20 protein-coding genes are annotated in these 18,146 nt (G+C 71.8%); 10 read left to right on the top strand and 10 right to left on the bottom strand.

The window, feature by feature from the left end; genetic code table 11:
• From NMN56_RS40455 to hsaA, 3 genes are all read left to right on the top strand, one after another.
• On the top strand, positions 1-353 hold a 353-nt coding region (locus NMN56_RS40455; RefSeq protein ID WP_283742561.1), incomplete at its 5' end, for an SDR family oxidoreductase.
• A 25-nt stretch (positions 354-378) separates the two neighbouring features.
• Positions 379-1,320, top strand: a complete 942-nt coding sequence (locus NMN56_RS40450) for an SDR family oxidoreductase (RefSeq protein ID WP_274040705.1) — start codon at positions 379-381, stop codon at positions 1,318-1,320.
• 244 nt (positions 1,321-1,564) lie between these two features.
• Positions 1,565-2,764, top strand: coding sequence for a 3-hydroxy-9,10-secoandrosta-1,3,5(10)-triene-9,17-dione monooxygenase oxygenase subunit (gene hsaA / locus NMN56_RS40445; protein WP_274040704.1), 1,200 nt, complete (start codon positions 1,565-1,567; stop codon positions 2,762-2,764).
• 184 nt (positions 2,765-2,948) lie between these two features.
• Here hsaA and NMN56_RS40440 read toward each other — a convergent pair whose 3' ends face one another.
• From NMN56_RS40440 to NMN56_RS40425, 4 genes are all read right to left on the bottom strand, one after another.
• Positions 2,949-4,112 (bottom strand): acetyl-CoA C-acetyltransferase, encoded by a 1,164-nt coding sequence (locus NMN56_RS40440; RefSeq protein WP_274041067.1) that lies wholly within the window; start codon positions 4,110-4,112, stop codon positions 2,949-2,951.
• 63 nt (positions 4,113-4,175) lie between these two features.
• Positions 4,176-4,895: a TetR/AcrR family transcriptional regulator gene (locus NMN56_RS40435; RefSeq protein WP_274040703.1), complete on the bottom strand. Its 720-nt coding sequence runs from the start codon at positions 4,893-4,895 to the stop codon at positions 4,176-4,178.
• Positions 4,896-4,926: 31 nt separating this feature from the next.
• Positions 4,927-5,724 carry an SDR family oxidoreductase gene (locus tag NMN56_RS40430; RefSeq protein WP_274040702.1) on the bottom strand — a complete coding sequence of 266 codons (798 nt, stop codon included), beginning with the start codon at positions 5,722-5,724 and terminating at the stop codon, positions 4,927-4,929.
• Between the two features lie 26 nt (positions 5,725-5,750).
• Entirely contained in the window at positions 5,751-6,968 is a 1,218-nt protein-coding gene (locus tag NMN56_RS40425) for an acyl-CoA dehydrogenase family protein (RefSeq protein ID WP_274040701.1), read from the bottom strand.
• Positions 6,969-7,065: 97 nt separating this feature from the next.
• On the opposite strand from NMN56_RS40425, the gene NMN56_RS40420 reads away from it, so the two are divergent.
• The 5 genes from NMN56_RS40420 (at position 7,066) to NMN56_RS40400 (ending at position 11,225) form a co-directional block, all read left to right on the top strand.
• Complete coding sequence (locus NMN56_RS40420) at positions 7,066-8,043, top strand: enoyl-CoA hydratase (protein ID WP_274040700.1); 978 nt, start codon at positions 7,066-7,068, stop codon at positions 8,041-8,043.
• Positions 8,044-8,045: 2 nt separating this feature from the next.
• Positions 8,046-9,284: an acyl-CoA dehydrogenase family protein gene (locus NMN56_RS40415; RefSeq protein ID WP_274040699.1), complete on the top strand. Its 1,239-nt coding sequence runs from the start codon at positions 8,046-8,048 to the stop codon at positions 9,282-9,284.
• Between the two features lie 7 nt (positions 9,285-9,291).
• Positions 9,292-10,365 carry an acyl-CoA dehydrogenase family protein gene (locus tag NMN56_RS40410; RefSeq protein WP_274040698.1) on the top strand — a complete coding sequence of 358 codons (1,074 nt, stop codon included), beginning with the start codon at positions 9,292-9,294 and terminating at the stop codon, positions 10,363-10,365.
• A gap of 132 nt (positions 10,366-10,497) precedes the next feature.
• Positions 10,498-10,995 (top strand): DUF2975 domain-containing protein, encoded by a 498-nt coding sequence (locus NMN56_RS40405; RefSeq protein WP_274040697.1) that lies wholly within the window; start codon positions 10,498-10,500, stop codon positions 10,993-10,995.
• Positions 10,995-11,225, top strand: coding sequence for a helix-turn-helix domain-containing protein (locus NMN56_RS40400; RefSeq protein ID WP_274040696.1), 231 nt, complete (start codon positions 10,995-10,997; stop codon positions 11,223-11,225). The genes NMN56_RS40405 and NMN56_RS40400 overlap by 1 nt, the downstream gene beginning before the upstream one ends.
• Before the next feature lie 103 nt (positions 11,226-11,328).
• Here NMN56_RS40400 and NMN56_RS40395 read toward each other — a convergent pair whose 3' ends face one another.
• Both NMN56_RS40395 and NMN56_RS40390 read right to left on the bottom strand, forming a co-directional pair.
• Positions 11,329-12,036: a permease prefix domain 1-containing protein gene (locus NMN56_RS40395; protein ID WP_274040695.1), complete on the bottom strand. Its 708-nt coding sequence runs from the start codon at positions 12,034-12,036 to the stop codon at positions 11,329-11,331.
• Positions 12,033-12,383 (bottom strand): PadR family transcriptional regulator, encoded by a 351-nt coding sequence (locus NMN56_RS40390; RefSeq protein WP_274040694.1) that lies wholly within the window; start codon positions 12,381-12,383, stop codon positions 12,033-12,035. The genes NMN56_RS40395 and NMN56_RS40390 overlap by 4 nt, the downstream gene beginning before the upstream one ends.
• 76 nt (positions 12,384-12,459) lie before the next feature.
• On the opposite strand from NMN56_RS40390, the gene NMN56_RS40385 reads away from it, so the two are divergent.
• The gene (locus NMN56_RS40385) at positions 12,460-12,984 is read left to right on the top strand and encodes a hypothetical protein (RefSeq protein ID WP_274041066.1); all 525 of its coding nucleotides are present in this window, start codon (positions 12,460-12,462) and stop codon (positions 12,982-12,984) included.
• Between the two features lie 142 nt (positions 12,985-13,126).
• Here the strand turns inward: NMN56_RS40385 and NMN56_RS40380 are convergent, their stop codons facing one another.
• Complete coding sequence (locus NMN56_RS40380) at positions 13,127-13,717, bottom strand: TetR/AcrR family transcriptional regulator (RefSeq protein ID WP_274040693.1); 591 nt, start codon at positions 13,715-13,717, stop codon at positions 13,127-13,129.
• Positions 13,718-14,181: 464 nt separating this feature from the next.
• On the opposite strand from NMN56_RS40380, the gene NMN56_RS40375 reads away from it, so the two are divergent.
• On the top strand, positions 14,182-15,240 hold the full coding sequence (locus NMN56_RS40375; protein ID WP_280842662.1) for a tyrosine-protein phosphatase: 1,059 nt from the start codon (positions 14,182-14,184) through the stop codon (positions 15,238-15,240).
• Positions 15,241-15,285: 45 nt separating this feature from the next.
• On the opposite strand, the gene NMN56_RS40370 is transcribed toward NMN56_RS40375, so the two are convergent.
• The 3 genes from NMN56_RS40370 to NMN56_RS40360 all read right to left on the bottom strand — a co-directional run bounded on the left by NMN56_RS40370 (position 15,286) and on the right by NMN56_RS40360 (position 18,131).
• Complete coding sequence (locus tag NMN56_RS40370) at positions 15,286-16,113, bottom strand: alpha/beta fold hydrolase (RefSeq protein ID WP_274041065.1); 828 nt, start codon at positions 16,111-16,113, stop codon at positions 15,286-15,288.
• A 213-nt stretch (positions 16,114-16,326) separates the two neighbouring features.
• A complete protein-coding gene (locus NMN56_RS40365) occupies positions 16,327-17,313 on the bottom strand; it encodes an alpha/beta hydrolase (RefSeq protein ID WP_274040690.1) in 987 nt (328 codons plus the stop codon).
• Positions 17,310-18,131 carry an SDR family NAD(P)-dependent oxidoreductase gene (locus NMN56_RS40360; RefSeq protein ID WP_274040689.1) on the bottom strand — a complete coding sequence of 274 codons (822 nt, stop codon included), beginning with the start codon at positions 18,129-18,131 and terminating at the stop codon, positions 17,310-17,312. The genes NMN56_RS40365 and NMN56_RS40360 overlap by 4 nt, the downstream gene beginning before the upstream one ends.
• Positions 18,132-18,146: the final 15 nt, after the last annotated feature.

The raw sequence follows: 18,146 nt of genomic DNA, 5'->3' as shown, positions 1-18,146 counted from the left end.
GCAGCCGCCCCTCACCCGGTACGGCGGCCTACGGTGCGGCGAAGGCGGGCCTGGAGAACCTGGCGGCCTCCATGGCCATGGAGTGGGCGCAGGACGGTGTACGCGTCAACACCGTCGTGCTGGGTATGGCACGCACGGAGCTGACCGAACTGCACTACGGCGACGAGGCCGGTGTCGCCGCCGTCGGTGCGACGGTGCCCCTGGGGCGGCTCGCCGAGCCCGAGGAGGTCGGCGACGCCTGCGTGTTCCTCGCATCGGACCGCGCGCGCTATGTCTCCGGCGCCTCCCTCGCCGTGCACGGCGGCGGTGAACGCCCCTCCTTCCTGCACGCCGCGAACGTCAACAAGTCCTGAACCCCCCCTCTCAGCGGAGGCCACCATGACCGAGCAGCACACCTCCCTCGCGCAGGGCCGCCCCCTCGCGGAAGGCCGCGTCGTCATCGTCACCGGCGCCGGCCGTGGGCTGGGCCGCGCGCACGCGCTCGCGTTCGCCCGCGCGGGCGCCAGAGTCGTCGTCAACGACCTGGGCGTCGGGCTCGACGGTGCGGCGTACGAGGACACGCCCGCCGCTCAAGTGGCCGGAGAGATCCGCGCTTCGGGAGGCGAGGCGGTCGTCTCCACGGACGACATCGCCGACATGGACGGCGCCGCGAACCTCGTCCGCACGGCGCTCGACCGCTTCGGCCGCCTCGACACGCTCGTCAACAACGCGGGCTTCCTGCGCGACCGGATGCTCGTCAACCTCGACGAGGACGACTGGGACGCCGTCATCCGCGTCCACCTCAAGGGCCACTTCCTGCCCATGAAGCACGCCGCAGCGCACTGGCGCTCCGAGTCCAAGGCGGGCCGCGCGCCGCGCGCCCGCGTCGTCAACACCTCATCGGGCGCCGGTCTGCTGGGCGCCGTCGGGCAGGGCAACTACGCGGCGGCCAAGGCGGGCATAGCGGCGCTCACCCTGGTCGCGGCAGCGGAGTTCGGACGCTACGGCGTGCAGGTCAACGCCATCGCGCCGGCCGCACGCACCCGGATGACCGAGCAGACCTTCGCCGAGGACATGGCGGCCCCCTCCGACGGTGCCTTCGACGCCATGGCACCCGAGAACGTCTCACCCCTCGTCGTCTACCTCGGCTCCGACGCCTCGCACGGCGTCACGGGCCGCGTCTTCGAGGCCGAGGCGGGCCGCATCACCGTCATGGACGGCTGGCGCCGCGCGGCCCAGGCCGACAAGGGCGCCCGCTGGACCCCGGAGGAACTCGACCCCACCATCCGCGACCTCCTCACCAAGTCCCCCGACCCCGAACCGGTCTACGGCGCGCAGTAGGCCCACCGCGCACCGATCCGGAGGGCGAGAAGTACACGCAGACCGCCATCGTGCCGCTCGGCAAGAGGATCGCGCTGCCCGATCCGTTGGGGTTCGAGTTGGACACCGCCGAGTTCTGAGCGGGGCGTGCCCGCTCGCCGGTGTTCTCCCGGCCAGTGAGACGCCCCGGTGCCGCGAGCACCGGGGCGCTCGTACGTTCGGTTCCTTGTCGGGGGATACGAGCGTGCGAGGGAGTGTGGGCGGCGTGGCCGTAGGCGTGGGTGGAGTGGCGGACGAGGCCGGGGCGGCGAAGGTGGTCGAGGCCGTACGGGATCTCGTGCCGGTGCTGGGTGAGCGGGCCGAGGGCGCCGAGCGGGCGGGGAAGGTGCCGGAGGAGTCGGTGCGCGAACTGGCCGACGCCGGGCTGTTCCGGCTGCTGCAACCGACCAGGTTCGGCGGACTGGCCGCCCATCCGGCGCACCACTACACCGCCATCAAGGCCGTGGCCAGGGCGTGCGGTTCCACCGGGTGGATCTCCTCGGTGATCGGGGTGCACAACTGGCAGCTCGCGCTCTTCCCCGAGCAGGCGCAGCAGGACGTGTGGGGCGCGGATCCGGGCACGCGTATCTCGTCCTCGTACGCGCCGACCGGGAAGGTGGAGGCCGTTGACGGCGGCTTTCTGATGTCGGGGCGCTGGGCGTTCTCGTCCGGGTGCGAGCACGCCGACTGGGCGTTCCTGGGCGGCATGACGTTCGGCGAGGACGGCGCGGTGGACGCGCGCACCTACCTGGTGCCCCGCACGGTGTACCGCATCGAGCCCAACTGGGACACCCAGGGCCTGCGCGCCACGGGCTCGCACGACATCGTCATCGACGAGCCCGTCTTCGTGCCCGAGCACCGCTCACTCGCGTACGCGCACGCCCTGGCCCTCGACTGCCCCGGGCATGCGGTCAACCCGGAACCGGTCTACAAGCTGCCGTTCGGCGGCCTGTTCACCACCACCGTCACCGTGCCCCTCCTGGGCGTCGCCGAAGGGGCCTACCAGACGTACATCGACGTCACCAGGGAGCGCTTCCGCGTCTCGTACGGCCAGAAGGTCGTCGAGGACCCCTTCGCGCACGTCCGTATCGCCCGCGCGGCCAGCGACGTGGACGCCGCGTGGCTCCAGATCGAGCGGAACGTCGAGGAGATGTACGGGCACGCCGTGCGCGGCGAGGAACTCCCCCTGGAACTGCGCCTCCGCGTGCGTCGCGACCAGGTACTCGGCACGGAACGCGCCGTCTCCTCCACCGACCTCATGGTCGAGAACGCCGGCGGCAACGCCATGCGCCACGCCCACCCCCTCCAGCGTTACTGGCGCGACGTCCACACAGGCCGCGGCCACGTGGCCAACGACCCCGAACGAGCCCTCACCCTCTTCGGCCGAGGCGCCCTGGGCTTGGACGTGCACGACACGATGATCTGAGAGCCGGGCCTGTGTGAGGGGCGCGGGACTGTGTATATATGCGGCTCCGCCGCGCGGGCGCGACAAGCCACAAGGCACTCGCAGTCCGCGAACTACGGACAGGGGCACCCCGGTTCACGGACCGAGGGCAACCGCATCCGCAGCGGCACCCCGGTCCGCGTAACACGCGCGGGGCTGACGCGAGTCACAACCGTTCGAGGATGGTGACGTTCGCCTGCCCGCCTCCCTCGCACATGGTCTGGAGCCCGTACCGCCCGCCGGTGCGCTCCAGCTCATGGAGAAGGGTGGTCATCAGGCGGACGCCGGTCGCGCCGAGCGGATGACCGAGGGCGATCGCACCGCCGTTGACGTTGACCTTGGCGGGGTCGCAGCCGGTGTCCTGGAGCCAGGCGAGGACCACCGAGGCGAACGCCTCGTTGATCTCGACCAGGTCGATGTCGTCGAGGGTCATCCCGGCCCGCTTCAGGGCGTGTTCGGTCGCGGGGATCGGGGCCGACAGCATGCGGATGGGGTCCTCGGCGCGTACGGACAGATGGTGGACGCGGGCGCGCGGAGTGAGGTTGTGGGTGCGTACGGCCTCCTCGGAGGCCAGCAGCATGGCGGAGGAGGCGTCGGAGATCTGGGAGGAGACGGCGGCGGTCAGCCGCCCGTCCTCCACCAGGGGATCGAGGCCGGCCATCTTCTCCAGGCTCGTGCCGCGCCGTGGCCCCTCGTCGGCGGCGAACGCACCGTAGGGCGCGATCTCCCGCGCGAAGTGCCCCTCGTCGGTGGCGCGTACGGCACGTTCGTGCGAGCGCAGCGCCCAGCGTTCCATGTCCTCGCGGCCGATGTCCCACTGCCGGGCGATCATCTCGGCGCCGTGGAACTGGTTGACCGGCGCGTCTCCGTACCGGGCACGCCAGCCCTCCGAGCCCTGGTAGGGGCCCTCGGTCAGGCCGAGCGCCTCGCCCGCCTGACGGCTGGCGTAGGCGATGGGGATCTGCGACATGTTCTGTACGCCGCCGGCGACCACCAGGTCGCTGGTGCCCGACATCACGGCCTGTGCCGCGAAGTGCACGGCCTGCTGCGAGGAGCCGCACTGGCGGTCGACCGTCACGCCGGGTACCGCCTCGGGCAGCCCGGCGGCCAGCCACGCCGTACGGGCGATGTCGCCCGCCTGCGGTCCGACCGTGTCCAGGCAGCCGAACACCACGTCCTCGACGGCCTCCGGGTCCACCTCTGTACGCTCCATCAGCGCCCGCAGCGCGTGCGCGCCCAGGTCGGCCGGGTGGACGGCGGAGAGGGAACCGCCCCGCTTGCCGACGGGGGACCTGACTGCTCCGACTATGTACGCTTCGCCGCGCGGCATCGCGCTCACGCTCCTCAGTGTCAGCTGTGCTTCGGTGTCAGCCGTGCTTGGCCGGTTTCGGTATCAGCCGTGCTTGCTCGGCTTCGGTGTGCCGTGCTTCGCCGGCTTCCGTGCCGGCCGGCTCTGCTGCCCGCTCCCGTCCTGTGCGGCGAGGCCGTCGAGGACCATCGCCGTGTACTGCTCCGCGATCTCCGCCGCGTTCTTGCGGCCCTCGGGCCGGTACCAGATGGCCGCGACCCAGACGGAGTCGCGCACGAAGCGGTAGGCCACGGGGATGTCCAGACCCGCGCGGAAACTGCCGTCCTCGACTCCGCGCTCCAGCGTGCGCGTCCACAGTTTCTGGAAGCGCTGCTGCGAGGCGGCGAGGTACGCGAAGCGCGGCTCGGCCGACAGGCGCCTGGCCTCCTTCTGGTAGATCACCACGGCCGGGCGGTGCCGCTCCATCTGCCGGAACGACTCGGTGACCAGCCCTTCGAACGTCGCACGCGGCGACAGCTCGGCCTCCTCGATCCGCTGGTACCCCTCCCACAGGTCGGTGAGGAAGGCGCTCAGGATGTCGTCGGCCATCGACTCCTTGGAGTCGAAGTGGTAGTAGAGGCTGCCCGCGAGCATCCCGGCGCGGTCCGCGATCTTCCGTACGGTCGTCGCGTTGTATCCCAGCTCGGCGAACACCTCGGCCGCGGTCGCCAGCAGTTCGGCACGGCGGTCGGTGCCGGTCGCGGTCTTCTTCTGCGCGGGCGCTTCCTTCGGGTTCCGCGCGGGCGCGTGCTTCGGGGTCACCATGTGGTCCATTCTCCGCCGTCGGCTTCCGTGGTCAGGGGTGCTGGCTGCTCACGGAGACCGCCTCGCCCGTCATGTACGAGGAGTAGTCGCTGGCCAGGAACACGATCACGTTCGCGACCTCCCACGGCTCCGCGTACCGGCCGAACGCCTCGCGCTCCGTCAGCTCCCGCAGCAGCTCGGGCGTGGTGACCTTCACAAGGTTCGGGTGCATGGCGAGGCTCGGCGCGACGGCGTTGATCCGTACCCCGTACTCAGCCGCCTCCAGCGCCGCACACCGGGTCAGCGCCATCACGCCGGCCTTGGCTGCCGCGTAGTGCGCCTGCCCTCGCTGGGCACGCCAGCCGACGACGGAGGCGTTGTTGACGATCACGCCGCCTGTTCCCTCCTGTGCGCGCATCGCGCGCAGTGCGGCGCGGGTGCAGCGGAATGTGCCGTTCAGCGTCACGTCGATGACCTTCGCCCACTGCTCGTCCGTCATCTCCACGAGGTCGCACGTGCCGCCGAGGCCCGCGTTGTTGACCATGACGTCGATCCGGCCGTACCGGTCCGTGCACGCCTCAAGCAGCGCTGTCACATCGGTCTCCGAGGTGACGTCGCACCGTACGGAGCCCACGCGCTCGGCGCCGAAGTCCCGCGCGAGCGAAGCGGCCGTCTCCTTCAGGCGCCGCTCATGGGTGTCGCCGATGACGACACCGTCCGCACCTTCCTCCAGCACACGGCGTGCGGTCGCGCCGCCGATACCGCTGCCGGCCGCCGCTGTGACGACCACGGCGCGGCCGGCGAGCAGAGCGTGCGGGGGCGTGTAAGGGGGTGGTGGTGCGCCGGTCATGGGGACCTCCGGTCGGTTCGGCGCGCTCAGGCGGGTTCCTTCGGACTGACGGGTGTCTTCGGACCGACGGGTTCCTTGGGGAGCCCGAGCACGCGTTCGGCGATGACATTGCGCTGGATCTCGTTGGAGCCGGCGTAGATCGTGTCGGAGCGGGAGAAGAGGAAGAGGCGCTGCCACTCGTCGAGCCCGCCCGGTGTCCCCTCGGGTGCGACCAGCCCCACGGCCCCGCGTACGGCCATCGCCAGCTCTCCCAGCTCGCGGTGCCAGGTGGCCCATACGAGCTTGCCGATGGAGGCCCCGGGCCCGGCCGCGCCCTCTTCGGGCCCGGCGAGCGAGCGCAGGGCGCCCAGCCGGATCAGCTCCAGGCCCTCCCAGGCGCGTGCGAGGCGTTCGCGCAGGAGTGGGTCATCCAGCGCTCCCGTACCGGCGGCGAGTTCGGTCAGGCGGCTCAACTCGCGCTCGAATCCGACCTGTTGGCCCAGCGTGGAGACGCCCCGCTCGAAGCCGAGGGTGGCCATGGCGATCCGCCAGCCGTCTCCCGGAGCCCCCACGACGTGTGCGGCGTCGGCCAGTGCCCCGTCGAAGAAGACCTCGTTGAACTCGCTCGTCCCGGTGAGCTGCCGCAGGGGTCTGACGGTCACGCCGTCCTGCCGCAGCGGCACGAGGAGGTACGACAGGCCACTGTGCCGGGCCGAGCCCTCCTCGGTGCGGGCGAGGACGAAGCACCAGTCGGACTCGTGCGCGAGCGAGGTCCACACCTTCTGGCCGTCGACGCGCCACCGGCCGCCGTGGAGCCGGGCGCGCGTACGTACGTTGGCGAGGTCGCTGCCGGCCTCCGGCTCGCTGTAGCCCTGGCACCACAGCTCGCGCACCTCGCGGATGGGCGGGAGGAAGCGTGCTCGCTGAGCCTCGGTGCCGAAGGCGATGAGGGTGGGCCCGAGGAGCTGTTCACCGATGTGGTTGACGCGGGCCGGGGCGTCGGCGCGTGCGTACTCCTCGTGGAACACCACCTGTTGGGCGAGGCTCGCGCCGCGCCCTCCGTGTTCCTCGGGCCAGCCGACGCAGGTCCAGCCCGCCGCCGCCATGTGCCGTTCCCAGGCGAGGCGTTCGGGGAAAGCCTCGTGCTCACGGCCGGGCCCGCCGAGGCCGCGTACGGCTGCGAAGTCGCCGGTCAGCGCGGAGTGCAGCCACTCGCGCACCTCGGCGCGGAAGCTGTCGTCCGCGCCGCGGAAGTCGTCGTCCACGTGCTCGCGCTCCCCTCTCGACGTGCTGTCGGGGCTCAAGCTAATCTACCAAACACTTGTTAGGGAAGAGCCCGAGAAGAGTGTGAGGAGCCGAGCCATGAGCGACGACGAGGCGGACGGGCCCGGCGCGTCCGGCGAGTTGCCGGACACCGGGCACACCGGTCCCAGGGAATCCGGTTCCGGGCACACCGGTCCCGGGGAATCCGGGACGGCGGCGGACGCCGACGTCGTGATGTACGAGCGGAGCGGCCCGCTCGCCCGTGTCACGCTCAACAGGCCCGAGTACCGCAACGCGCAGAACTCCGCCATGACGTACGCGCTCGACGCCGCGCTCCAGCGCGCGGCCGACGACGACGAGGTGCGCGCCGTCGTTCTCGCGGGTGCCGGCGCGCACTTCAGCGCCGGACACGACATCGGCACCCCGGAGCGCGACGCGCACCTCTCCTTTCCGCGCACCGCGGGCCTGTGGTGGGACCACGTGGGCAAGGAGGGCGCCGAGTCACGGTACGCACGCGAGTCCGAGGTCTACCTCGGCATGTGCCGCCGCTGGCGCGAACTGCCCAAGCCGGTGGTGTGCGCCGTGCAGGGTGCCTGCGTGGCCGGAGGGCTGATGCTCGCGTGGGTGTGCGACCTGATCGTGGCGAGCGAGGACGCCTTCTTCGCCGACCCCGTCGTACGGATGGGCATCCCCGGCGTCGAGTACTTCGCGCATCCCTGGGTGATGGGGCCGCGCATCGCCAAGGAGTTCCTGTACACGGGCGACCGTATGACCGCACGCCGCGCCTACGAGGTCGGCATGGTCAACCGGGTCGTGCCCCGCGACCAACTCGCGGCGGAGGCAGAGCGGTTGGCGACCCGTATCGCCGAGATGCCCCGCTTCGGGCTCGCGCTCACCAAGCGCGCCGTCAACCAGGCCGAGGACCTCATGGGACTTCACAGCGGGCTCGACTCGGTGTTCGGGTTGCACCATGTGGCACACGCGCACAACGGGGAGACAGCGGCCGACCCACTGGGCGGCATGAACGCGAGGTCGATGCGGGACGCCGGGCGGCGTGCCGCGGGCGAGAGGGGCTGACCGTGGACCTGGAATTCACCGCGTCCGAACACGCATTCCGCGAGGAGGCACGCGCCTGGCTCGCGGCGCACGTACCGGCCAGGCCGCTGCCGTCCCTGGAGACGGCGGAGGGCTTCGCCGCGCACCGGGAGTGGGAACGCGTCCTGTACGACGGCGGCTGGTCGGTGGTCTCCTGGCCGCGCGCGTACGGCGGCAGGGACGCCACGCTCACCGAGTGGCTGATCTTCGAGGAGGAGTACTACGCGGCGCAAGCGCCGGGACGCGTCAGCCAGAACGGCATCAACCTGCTCGCGCCCACCCTCTTCGCCCACGGCGACGAGGAACAGCTCGCACGCGTCCTGCCCCCGATGGCGTCGGGCGAGACGATCTGGGCGCAGGCGTGGTCGGAGCCCGAGGCGGGGTCCGACCTCGCCTCACTGCGCTCGCGCGCCGAGCGGACCGAACGGCACGGCGGGGGCTGGCTGTTGAGCGGGCAGAAGACGTGGTCCTCGCGCGCCGCCTTCGCCGACCGCGCGTTCGGGCTCTTCCGTACGGACCGGGAGCAGGAGCGGCACAGGGGGCTCAGCTACCTGATGTTCCCGCTGGACGCCGAAGGCGTCACGGTACGGCCCATCGGTCGGCTGGACGGGAAACCCGCCTTCGCCGAACTCTTCCTCGACCAGGTCTTCGTGCCGGACGCCGATGTGATCGGAGAGGTGGGCCAGGGCTGGCGGGCCGCCATGTCGACGGCGGGCAACGAACGGGGGGTGACGCTGCGCTCGCCGGGCCGCTTCACCGCCTCAGCCGACCGCCTGATCCACCTGTGGCGCTCACGGCAGGAACCCGCAGACAGCCGCGACCGCGTCGCCGACGCGTGGATACGGGCCAGGGCCTACCAACTCGCGGGCTACGCGGCGGCCTCGGCCGACCCGGCCGGGTCCGCATCCGGGTCCGGGTCCCGGCCCGGGGGCTCGGGGACCTCGGTGGCCTCCGCGGATTCCTCGCCGGGTGCCGGTGGCACGGCGTCGCCCTTCGCGTCGTCCATGAACAAGGTCTTCTGGTCCGAACTGGACATCGACCTGCATGAGACCGCGCTCGACCTCCTCGGCCCCGGCACGTCCGAGGTCACCGAGGGCCTGCCCGAGTCCGCGTGGATGGACGGCTGGATCTTCGCGCTGGCCGGGCCCGTCTACGCGGGCACCAACGAGATCCAGCGCGACATAGTCGCCGAGCGCGTGCTCGGCCTGCCGAGGGGACGCTGAGGACGCCATGCGCTTTCTGCCCGACGAGGACCACCGTACGTACGCGGCCACCGTGCGCCGCCTGCTCGCCGACGCCGAGCCGGCGAAGGCCGCCCGCGCGTGGGCGGCGGGTGACCAGGGGCCGGGGCGCGAGCTGTGGCGCGCGCTCGCCGACACCGGGCTGCCCGCGCTCGCCGTGCCGGAGGAACGGGGCGGTATGGGCTGGTACCCGTCCGAACTCGCCGCAGCCTTCGTGGAGATCGGCCGCGCCGCCGCCCCCGGGCCCCTCGTGGAGACGGTCGCGCTGGCCGCCGCGCTGGGCGCCGACCCGCGCGGTGGGGACACGGCGGGCCCCTGGCTGCCCCGGATCCTGACCGGCGACCTTCTCGTGACCGTCACCGATCCGGCGGGCCCGTACGCCGTGGACGGGTATCTGGCCGACGCGGCGTTCGTGACCGAAGGCCCGGCGCTGCACATGGCCGTACCCGAAGGTGGGCCGCTCCCCTCGATCGACCCCACCCGCCACCTCGTACGCTGCGAGCCCGCCACGCCGGTCGAGTCCGGCGAGCCCGTGCCAGGAGACGCCGCACGGCTGCGCTCGCTCGCCACGCTCCTCACCGCCGCGCAGGCACTCGGTGCGGGGCGCGCGCTGCTGGACGGGAGCGTCGAATACGCGGGCCGGCGTACGCAGTTCGGGCGGCAGATCGGTTCGTTCCAGGCCGTCAAGCACCAGTTGGCGACGGTCGCCATCGCGCTGGAGTTCGCTGAACCCCTCCTGCACGGCGCCGCGTTGGCGGTCCGCGCGCAGCCCGGGGGCCCGGGGCCGGCCGAGGGGAGCGCCGGCGGACCCGGCGACGCCACGGACCCGCGTGACCTGCCCGCAGCCAAGGCCGCCTGTTCCCGCGCCGCACACCAGGCGGCCCGCACGGCACTTCAGGTCCACGGGGCACTGGGATACACCGACGAGTACGACCTCACACTGCACCTCCGTAAGGCCCGCGCCCTCCACGATGCCTGGGGAACCCCCGCCGCCTGCCACCAGGCAGTCCTCGCGGGAGGCCGCTTCCCGGCCGTGCAGGGGGAGGCGGCGTCCGGCGAATGAGCCCGTCCACCGGGGAAACACCGGCCAGGCACCCGCCGACCCGGCGCGAGCCGCCAGGCTGAGCTGTTCTTCCCCACCTGACGCCTGCCGGAATCGATTGAATCTCGATCGGAAGCGATTGATAATCGATATATGCATCGACTCTTCATCGTGGTACTCCGTGCCGGTATCGCCGCCGCGATCCTGCTCGGCCTCTTCGGTCAGATCGTCGTCATCCCCACGACCGCGGCCGACGAGGTCGAGCGCTTCCCTCCCTACGCCCCGTACGAAGTCCCTTACGTGACGGTGGCGATCCTCGGCGTCGCCTGCGTCCAGGTGCTGCTCGTCGCGGTGTGGATGCTGCTCGCCATGGTCGAACGCGGCGCGATCTTCACGGCGCGCGCCTTCCGGTGGGTCGACGTCATCATCGGCTCCTCGGTCGTGGCGACGCTGCTGGCGGCCGGGGTCATGGGGCATCTGGGCCTGGCCAGTATTCCCTCGCCCGACGACGGCATGGATGTCGTCAGTGCCTTGGTTGCCGCGACGGCGTGTGTCGGTGCGGGAGTGGCGTTCGCGATGCTGACCGTCATACTGCGGAGCCTCTTGCGCAAGGCGACGGACCTGGAGACCGAGATGGCCGAGGTGGTCTGATGGCGATCGTCGTCGACCTCGACGTCCAACTCGCCAAACACCGGATGTCGGTCGGCGAGTTCGCCGCCGCCGTCGGCATCACGCCCGCCAATGTCGCCGTACTGAAGAACGGCCGCGCGAAGGCGGTGCGGTTCACGACGCTGGACGCGATCTGCCGCACCTTGGGGTGCCAGCCAGGGGATGTGCTGCGCTGGGTGCCTGACGACGAAGCGGATGTGACGGGCGCCTAGCGGTGCCCGCCCAGTTGGGCGACCAGCTGTGCGCCTAGTTGTGCGCTTCTCCGGGGTGCCCCTGCGGGTGTGTTACGGGGTGCGGGTAGGGCTTCCCGTGTCCTTACCGGGCCGGTAGGCGGGCGCAGCGGCGGCAGGTGCGGGCTGAGGTGGCGACCACGCCGTGTGAGGCGGCTGTGAGTGCGCCGGCGCATGCGAGCAGGGGCCAGTCGGCGGTGAGGGCGGAGGTCACGCCGAGGGTGAGGGTGGCGAGCGCCATGGCGATGCCGACCGCCGTGCCGGACCACGCGACGGCCGCGGGCAGCCGGCGCGGTGTGGGCAGCCGTCTGGCGAGGGTGCCGGTGGCCGCCAGTGCCGCGAGGCCGAGCAGCGCTGCCGCCGCTGCCCCAGCTGCGGCGACGGCTACGACGGCGAGCGGGAGCGTCAACAGGCGTGCGGCGCCCGGTTGTTGCCACCCGGGCCCGTGGTCGCTCGTCCAGATCAGCAGCCAGCAGATGATCAGGAACGGTGCCGTGAGCGCGACGGCCCTGGCGGTGTGCCGGGTCTGCGCCACGGTCAACTCGCGCTGGAAGCCGGGCGCCAGCTCCTTCGCCGTCCCGAACTCCCGTACCGCTTCCCGCGCGGCGTGCTCGGAGGGCATGCCCCCGGCCGTACGCGCGGCGGTCGCGTCCGTGAGGCCCTCGCGTACCTCGGCCATCATCCGCGCCTTGAGGCGCACCGGCCCGTGGAGCGTGGCATCCAGTGCTGCCACGTGGCTCTCGATGGGGTCGGCGGGCGCCGGTTTCCCGGCCGCGTTCCCGTCGGCGCTCATGTGGCGGGCCTGGTCGCTGCGGGGGCTGTGTCCGGGTTCAGTACGGAGCCGATCGCGGTGGTGAACTCCTGCCATGCCGTCCGTTCGCCCGCCAGCATGCGCTGTCCCGCGTCGGTGAGTTCGTAGCATCGGCGCCGCCGTTCACCGACGGACTCCCACTTGCTGTGCAGCAGCCCGAGCCGCTCCAGCCGGTTGAGCGCCGGATAGATCGTGCCCGTACGCAGTTCCAGTACGCCGCCGCTGCGGTCCTGGACCGCGGTGATGACCGCGTATCCGTGCAGCGGTCCCGGTTCGAGCACCGCCAGCAGCAACCCGTCGAGGTGCCCTCGCACCGCGTCTGTCTTCATAGGTAGGCAGCCTACACATGAACATGTAGCCGTGCTATCTATTGGCAGCCAACTTATTCTTCGCTCTGGAGCACCGGTGACCAAGCTGCTGCTGTCCCTGCATGTCCTCGCTGCGATCCTCGCGGTCGGTCCGATCGCCGTCGCCGCCTCGATGTTCCCGCGCTATGCCCGCCAGTTGGCGGGTCACGCCGCGGTCTCCGGCCCTGCGACCGGCCCTGCGACCGGCCACGTGTCCGGCTCGGCATCCGGTGGGCGGCCCGCGAGCGAACGGGCCGCGGCAGGCGCCGCGTTGCTTCACCGCATCTGCCGCGCCTACGCCGTCGTCGGGGTCGCCGTCCCCGTTCTGGGGCTGGCCACCGGCGCCCAACTCGGCGTGCTCACGGATGCCTGGCTGATCGCCTCGCTGATCCTGACGGCAGCCGCCGCCGCGCTTCTGGCTCTCGCCATACTCCCCGCGCAGAGCCGGCTGCTCGATGTGCCTTCGTCCGTGGCGCGTGCGTCGGTGGCCCGGCTGGCGGGGCTCACCGGTGCGTTCAACCTTCTCTGGGCCGTGGTCGTCGTCCTCATGATCATCCGCCCTGGCTCCACGACGGGCGTATGAACCCTCGCTCCGGAGCAGGGGCAGGGGGTCAGGAGTAGAGGGCAGAGGGCAGGGGGCGGATGAGTGGGTGTGCCGTCAGACGCCTCGGCCGCGTCGCTGACCTGGATGATGGTCCGGCCGGTGGTGCGTCGCCTTGCGTGGGTCAGCGGGGTTGGCGCAGTCCTGCGACGAGGAGTTCGACCAGGCGGCGTGCGTCGTAGAGGGAATCGCTGTCGGCGCCGATGCACAGGTTTCCGACGCCGCGCATCAGCTCGTATGCCTGGAGATCGGAGCGGATCTCACCGGATTCGGCAGCGGCGTCGAGGAGTTGGGTGCACACGGGTACGAGGCGGTCGAGGAAGTAGGCGTGGAGCGTCTCGAAGCCGGCGTTGTCGGACTGCAGTACTCCGGCGAGGCCGTGCTTGGTGACCAGGAAGTCGACGAAGAGGTCGATCCATTCGCCCAGTGCGGCGTGCGGGGTCGCGCTGGTCTCCAGCAGGGCGGGGCCGGACTCGGCGAGGCGCTCCACCTGGTGCCGGTAGACGGCGATGATGAGGTCGGCGCGGGTGGGGAAGTGGCGGTAGATCGTGCCCATGCCGACGCCGGCTTCGGCCGCGATGTCGCGTACCGGCGCTTCCACGCCCGAGGTGAGGAAGACCGTGGCCGCCGCGTTGAGCAGGGTCTCCTCGTTGCGCCGCGCGTCCGCCCGTTTGGGCCGGGGCTCCTGCCCCGCGCCCTCGTCGCCGTCGTTCACCGTGCCACTCCTTCCATCGCCGCGGGACCTGCCGAGCGGAACGTCGCTCCTTATCGTTTCCGGAGCGAGGCTCCGCTTGCCCATGATGGCAGAGCGCCAACCCGCCGACCACTCACGCCTGCGCTGCCCCGTCCTGTGCGCGCACGCCAGGCCGGCGCTGGTCGCCCCCTCGCTGCGGCGCCGCTGACCTTCCGGTTCCGTGGACGGGTCCCTGGTTCGGGCGGCTGAGCCCCGGCGCCGCGCCCCGGCAGGCTGTCCGGTACGGCGGTGCGCCGTTGTCCCGGTCAGTGGGTCGGTGGGTGTCGCGCGCGTGGGCGGGTTTCTACGTTCACGGCATGAGACTGACGAGTGGGCGGCAGGGCGGGTCAAGTGCGCGTGGTTTCAAGCGGGTTGGGGCGGCCGTCGGGGTCTGCGTGCTGGTCGCCTGCGGGGTGGGGTGCGCGTCGGGAGAGGAGGGGCACGGGGTGGCGGAAGGGGTCGTCCCGTTCGTCTCCGCCTCGGTGAGCGACCACAGGGACGGGCGCTACACCGTGCGCTGGTCGGCGCCCGGTGCCGAGCGGGTCCGGATTTACGCGGAAGGAGGGGAAGGAAGGAAAGGGGGCGAAGAGGGTGCCGGGGGCGAGGGGGCCGGAGAGCGCGTGCGCCAGGCCGTCGCGCGCGGGGACGGGCGGGGGAAGGTCACCGTACGGGTGAAGGGGAAGGTGGACAGGCGGTGGTTCCGGCTGGTGCCTGACGAGGGGCGGGAGCTGCGGCTCGCCGACCGTTCGCTGCATCTGGCCTCGGCGCCCAACTTCCGTGACGCGGGCGGTCACCGCACGGCCGACGGGCGCTGGGTGCGTATGGGCAAGGTCTACCGCTCGGCCGGCCTCGACCGCCTCACCGCCGCCGACCGGGACAGGCTGAAGCGGCTCGGCATCGCGCCCGTACTCGACCTGCGGGCCACGAGTGAGGCGAAGCGGCAGCCCGACGTGCTGCACAAGGACGCGGATCTGCGCCGTCTGAACGTGCTCGGCGACGGCAGAACCATCGCCAACACGCCTCCCACCTCGGCCCGCCACGCGCGTTCCCTCATGCTCGGCTCATACCGCGACTTCGTCACCGAGCGGACGGGGCGCGACGCGTACCGCCGCCTCTTCGCCGATGTCACCCGGCCGAGCGGCGAGGCCGCGCTCTACCACTGCACGGCAGGCAAGGACCGTACGGGCTGGGCGTCGGCCGCGCTGCTCACGGCGCTCGGCGTGCCCCGCTCCACCGTCACCCGCGACTACCTCGCCTCCAGCGCCTACCTCACCGGCTACAACGAGCAGGCGCTCCACCACCTGCCCGCCTCCCAGCACGGTGCGTACAAGCCGATGCTCGCCGTGCGGAAGGAGTACCTCGACTCCGCCTTCGCCGCCGTGCGCGCCGAGTACGGCTCCTTCGACGGCTACCTCAAGAAGGGGCTGAAGCTCGGAGCCGGACAGCTCGCCGCACTCCGCGACGAGCTGCTGGTGGGGAAGGCCGCCGAACCCGCCGGCTCCTGATGCCACGTCGGCGGGTCACCTCGGGCCCTACCGGGCGAGGTGCCCTCATCTCTGGAGGAAGGCCAGCAGGTCCTGGTTGAACCGCTCCTTGTGGCCGGGTACGAGTCCGATGCCGTGGGAGCCGCCCTCGTAGACCTTGAGGGTGGCGCCGGGTACGAGTCGTGCCGTCTTGCGGCCCGTGGCGTCGATCGGCACGATCTGGTCGTCGTCGCCGTGGATGACGAGGGTCGGCATGTCGAACTTCTTCAGGTCCTCGTGGAAGTCGGTGCGCGCGAACGCGTCCACACACGCGATCCCGGCCTCCAGGGACTCGTGCATCGCCATGAACCAGAACGCGTCCTTGTTTCCCTGAGTGACCGTGTTTCCCTCCCTGTTGGCGCCGAAGAACCCCTCGGCCGTGTCCCTCCAATGCTGCGAACGCTCCCTGCGCATGCTGCTCTTGATGTCCTCGAACACCTCGGCCGGTACGCCCTCCGGGTTGTCTTCCGTCCGGATCATCAGCGGTGGAATCGCGGACAGCAGCACGGCCGACGCCACGCGCCCGCTGCCGTGGCGTCCGATGTAGCGGGCCAGCTCGCCGCCGCCCATGGAGTGCGCCACCAGGGTGACGTCACGCAGGTCCAGGTGTGTGAGCAGGGCGTTGAGGTCGTCGGCGAACGTGTCGAAGTCGTATCCCGACCAGGGCTGGCTGGAGCGCCCGTGGCCGCGCCGGTCGTGTGCGATGCCGCGGAAGCCGTTGTCCGCGACGTGCTTCATCTGGTCCTCCCAGGCGTCCGCGTTCAGCGGCCAGCCGTGGATGAAGACGACGGGGCGCCCGCTGCCCCAGTCCTTGTAGAAGAGCTGGGTCCCGTCACGGGTGGTCACGTAGTTCACGAGGGCGTCCTCCTCGGTACGGGCACGTGCGGCGCGGATACGTCGGTACGGATGCCTCAGCAGGGGCACGTCGAGGAGGGCCCTCAATACGCACCGGGGGCGGGCCCCGTCTTGGGTCCGGGCCCGGCCACAGGGCCTCCGGGTGGTCCGTTCTACGACGTTACGAGAAGGAGCGAATCGGCGCAAACCGCACATAAAGGGCAGGGCGGAGGGCTATACGGAGAGCCGGTTACGCAACCACTCCGCCGCACCCGCAAGCGCCGTCTCCGCCTCCGGCAGCAGCGCGCCGAAGCCCAGGAACCCGTGGAACATTCCCGGTGCGGCGCGCACCTCGGCCTGCGGGAGCCGAGCGGCGTAGGCGCGGCCCTCGTCACGGAGCGGATCGCAGTCAGGCAGCAGCACATAGGCGGGCGGCAGTCCGGCCAGCGCCTCCGCCGGTGCCAGCGCGGGAGCCGTGTGCGGCACGGGCGGCGCACCGCTCAGGTAGTGCGACCAGTACCAGCGCATGTGCGCCGTGGTGAGGAAGTGATCACCGGGGTCGCCGAACTCGCGCATCGAGGCCGAGCCCAGGCGCGGATCGAGCGCCGGGTACGCGAGGAACTGCGCCACGGGCATGGGGCGGCCCCGTTCCCCGGCCAGGAGACAGGCGGCGGTCGCCAGGTTGCCTCCCGCGCTGTCCCCCGCGACGGCGATACGCGCGGGATCCCCGCCCTCCTCACGCGCCCGCTCCGCCGCCCAGCGCAGCGCCGCGTACGCGTCCTCGGCGGCTGCCGGAGCGGGGTGCTCGGGGGCGAGGCGGTACCCGACGGAGACCACCAACGCGCCTGTCCGCACGGCCAGTTCGCGGCACAGGCCGTCATGAGAGTCCAGCCCGCACAGGACGAAGCCGCCGCCGTGGAAGAAGAGAAGGACGGGCGCGGGCGTGGGCGAGTGGTGCGGGCCGGGGGCGGGCGAGCGGTACAGCCGTACCGGGATCTCCGTGCCCGACGCCGCGCCCGGAACGGTCCTGTCCACCACGGAGACCGGCTCCCGCCCCTCCCTGGGCGGCTGCGAGGTGGCCCGGCGCACCGCCTCCACGTCCGTTTCCGGTGTCAGCTCGGGGAAGGCCGCTGTCAGCGCGTCCACGATCTCCCTCGCGGCGGGCGTGAGTTGGTGCGTACGCGCGGTCTCGGCGGTCCTGGCCGGGTGCGGGAGGCTCACCGGGCCGCCAGCCCGCCGTCGACGGCGAACTCCGCGCCGGTCACGTACGACGACGCGTCCGAGGCGAGGAACAGGACCAGGCGCGCCACGTCGTCGGGGGTGCCGATGCGGCGCATCGGCACATTCGGGTACGCGCGGTCGCGCACGTCCTCGCCGCCGCCCGTGACTCCGGCGATCATCGGGGTGTCGATCATGCCGGGGTGTACGGAGTTGATCCGTATCCCGTCCGCTGCCACGTCCAGTGCGGCGGACTTCGTCATGCCGCGCAGCCCGAACTTCGTTGCCCCGTAGGCACTGTGGCCCGGGATGCCGGTAAGGCCCGCGGTGGAGGAGATGTTGATGACCGAGCCGCCGCCTGCCGCGCGCATCGCGGGGAGTACGGCGCGGATGCCGAGGAAGGGGCCGACGAGGTTGACCGACAGCAGCGTGCGGAACCGGTCCTCCGTCTCCTCACCGACGGGCGCCGTGTGCCAGAGCGCGGCGTTGTTGACCAGGATGTCGAGGCGCCCGTAGCGCTCGACGGCCGCGGCGACGACGCGTTCCCAGTCGGCGGCCGAGGACACGTCGTGCCGCAGGAAGAGTGCCGCGTCCGCACGGCCTCCGGCACGGCCTCCGGCACGGTCATTGGCCGCGCACACCTCGGCGGCGAGCGCCTCGCCGTCCGCGTCCTGGATGTCCGTCAGCACGACCGAGGCCCCGGCGGCGGCGAGCGTACGCGCGTGCTCCGCGCCCTGCCCCTGTGCGGCGCCGGTCACCAGCGCGACCTTTCCCGTGAGGTCCAGCGGGTTCGCGTTCGACGGTGCGAGTGGTTCCGTCATGGCGCGTCAGCCTCC

This window comes from Streptomyces iconiensis, from assembly GCF_028657195.3.
In the GTDB taxonomy this organism is placed as follows: Bacteria; Actinomycetota; Actinomycetes; order Streptomycetales; family Streptomycetaceae; genus Streptomyces; species Streptomyces iconiensis.
Note: the sequence above shows the minus strand (reverse complement) of the source record. Positions and strands in the feature narration are given on the sequence as shown.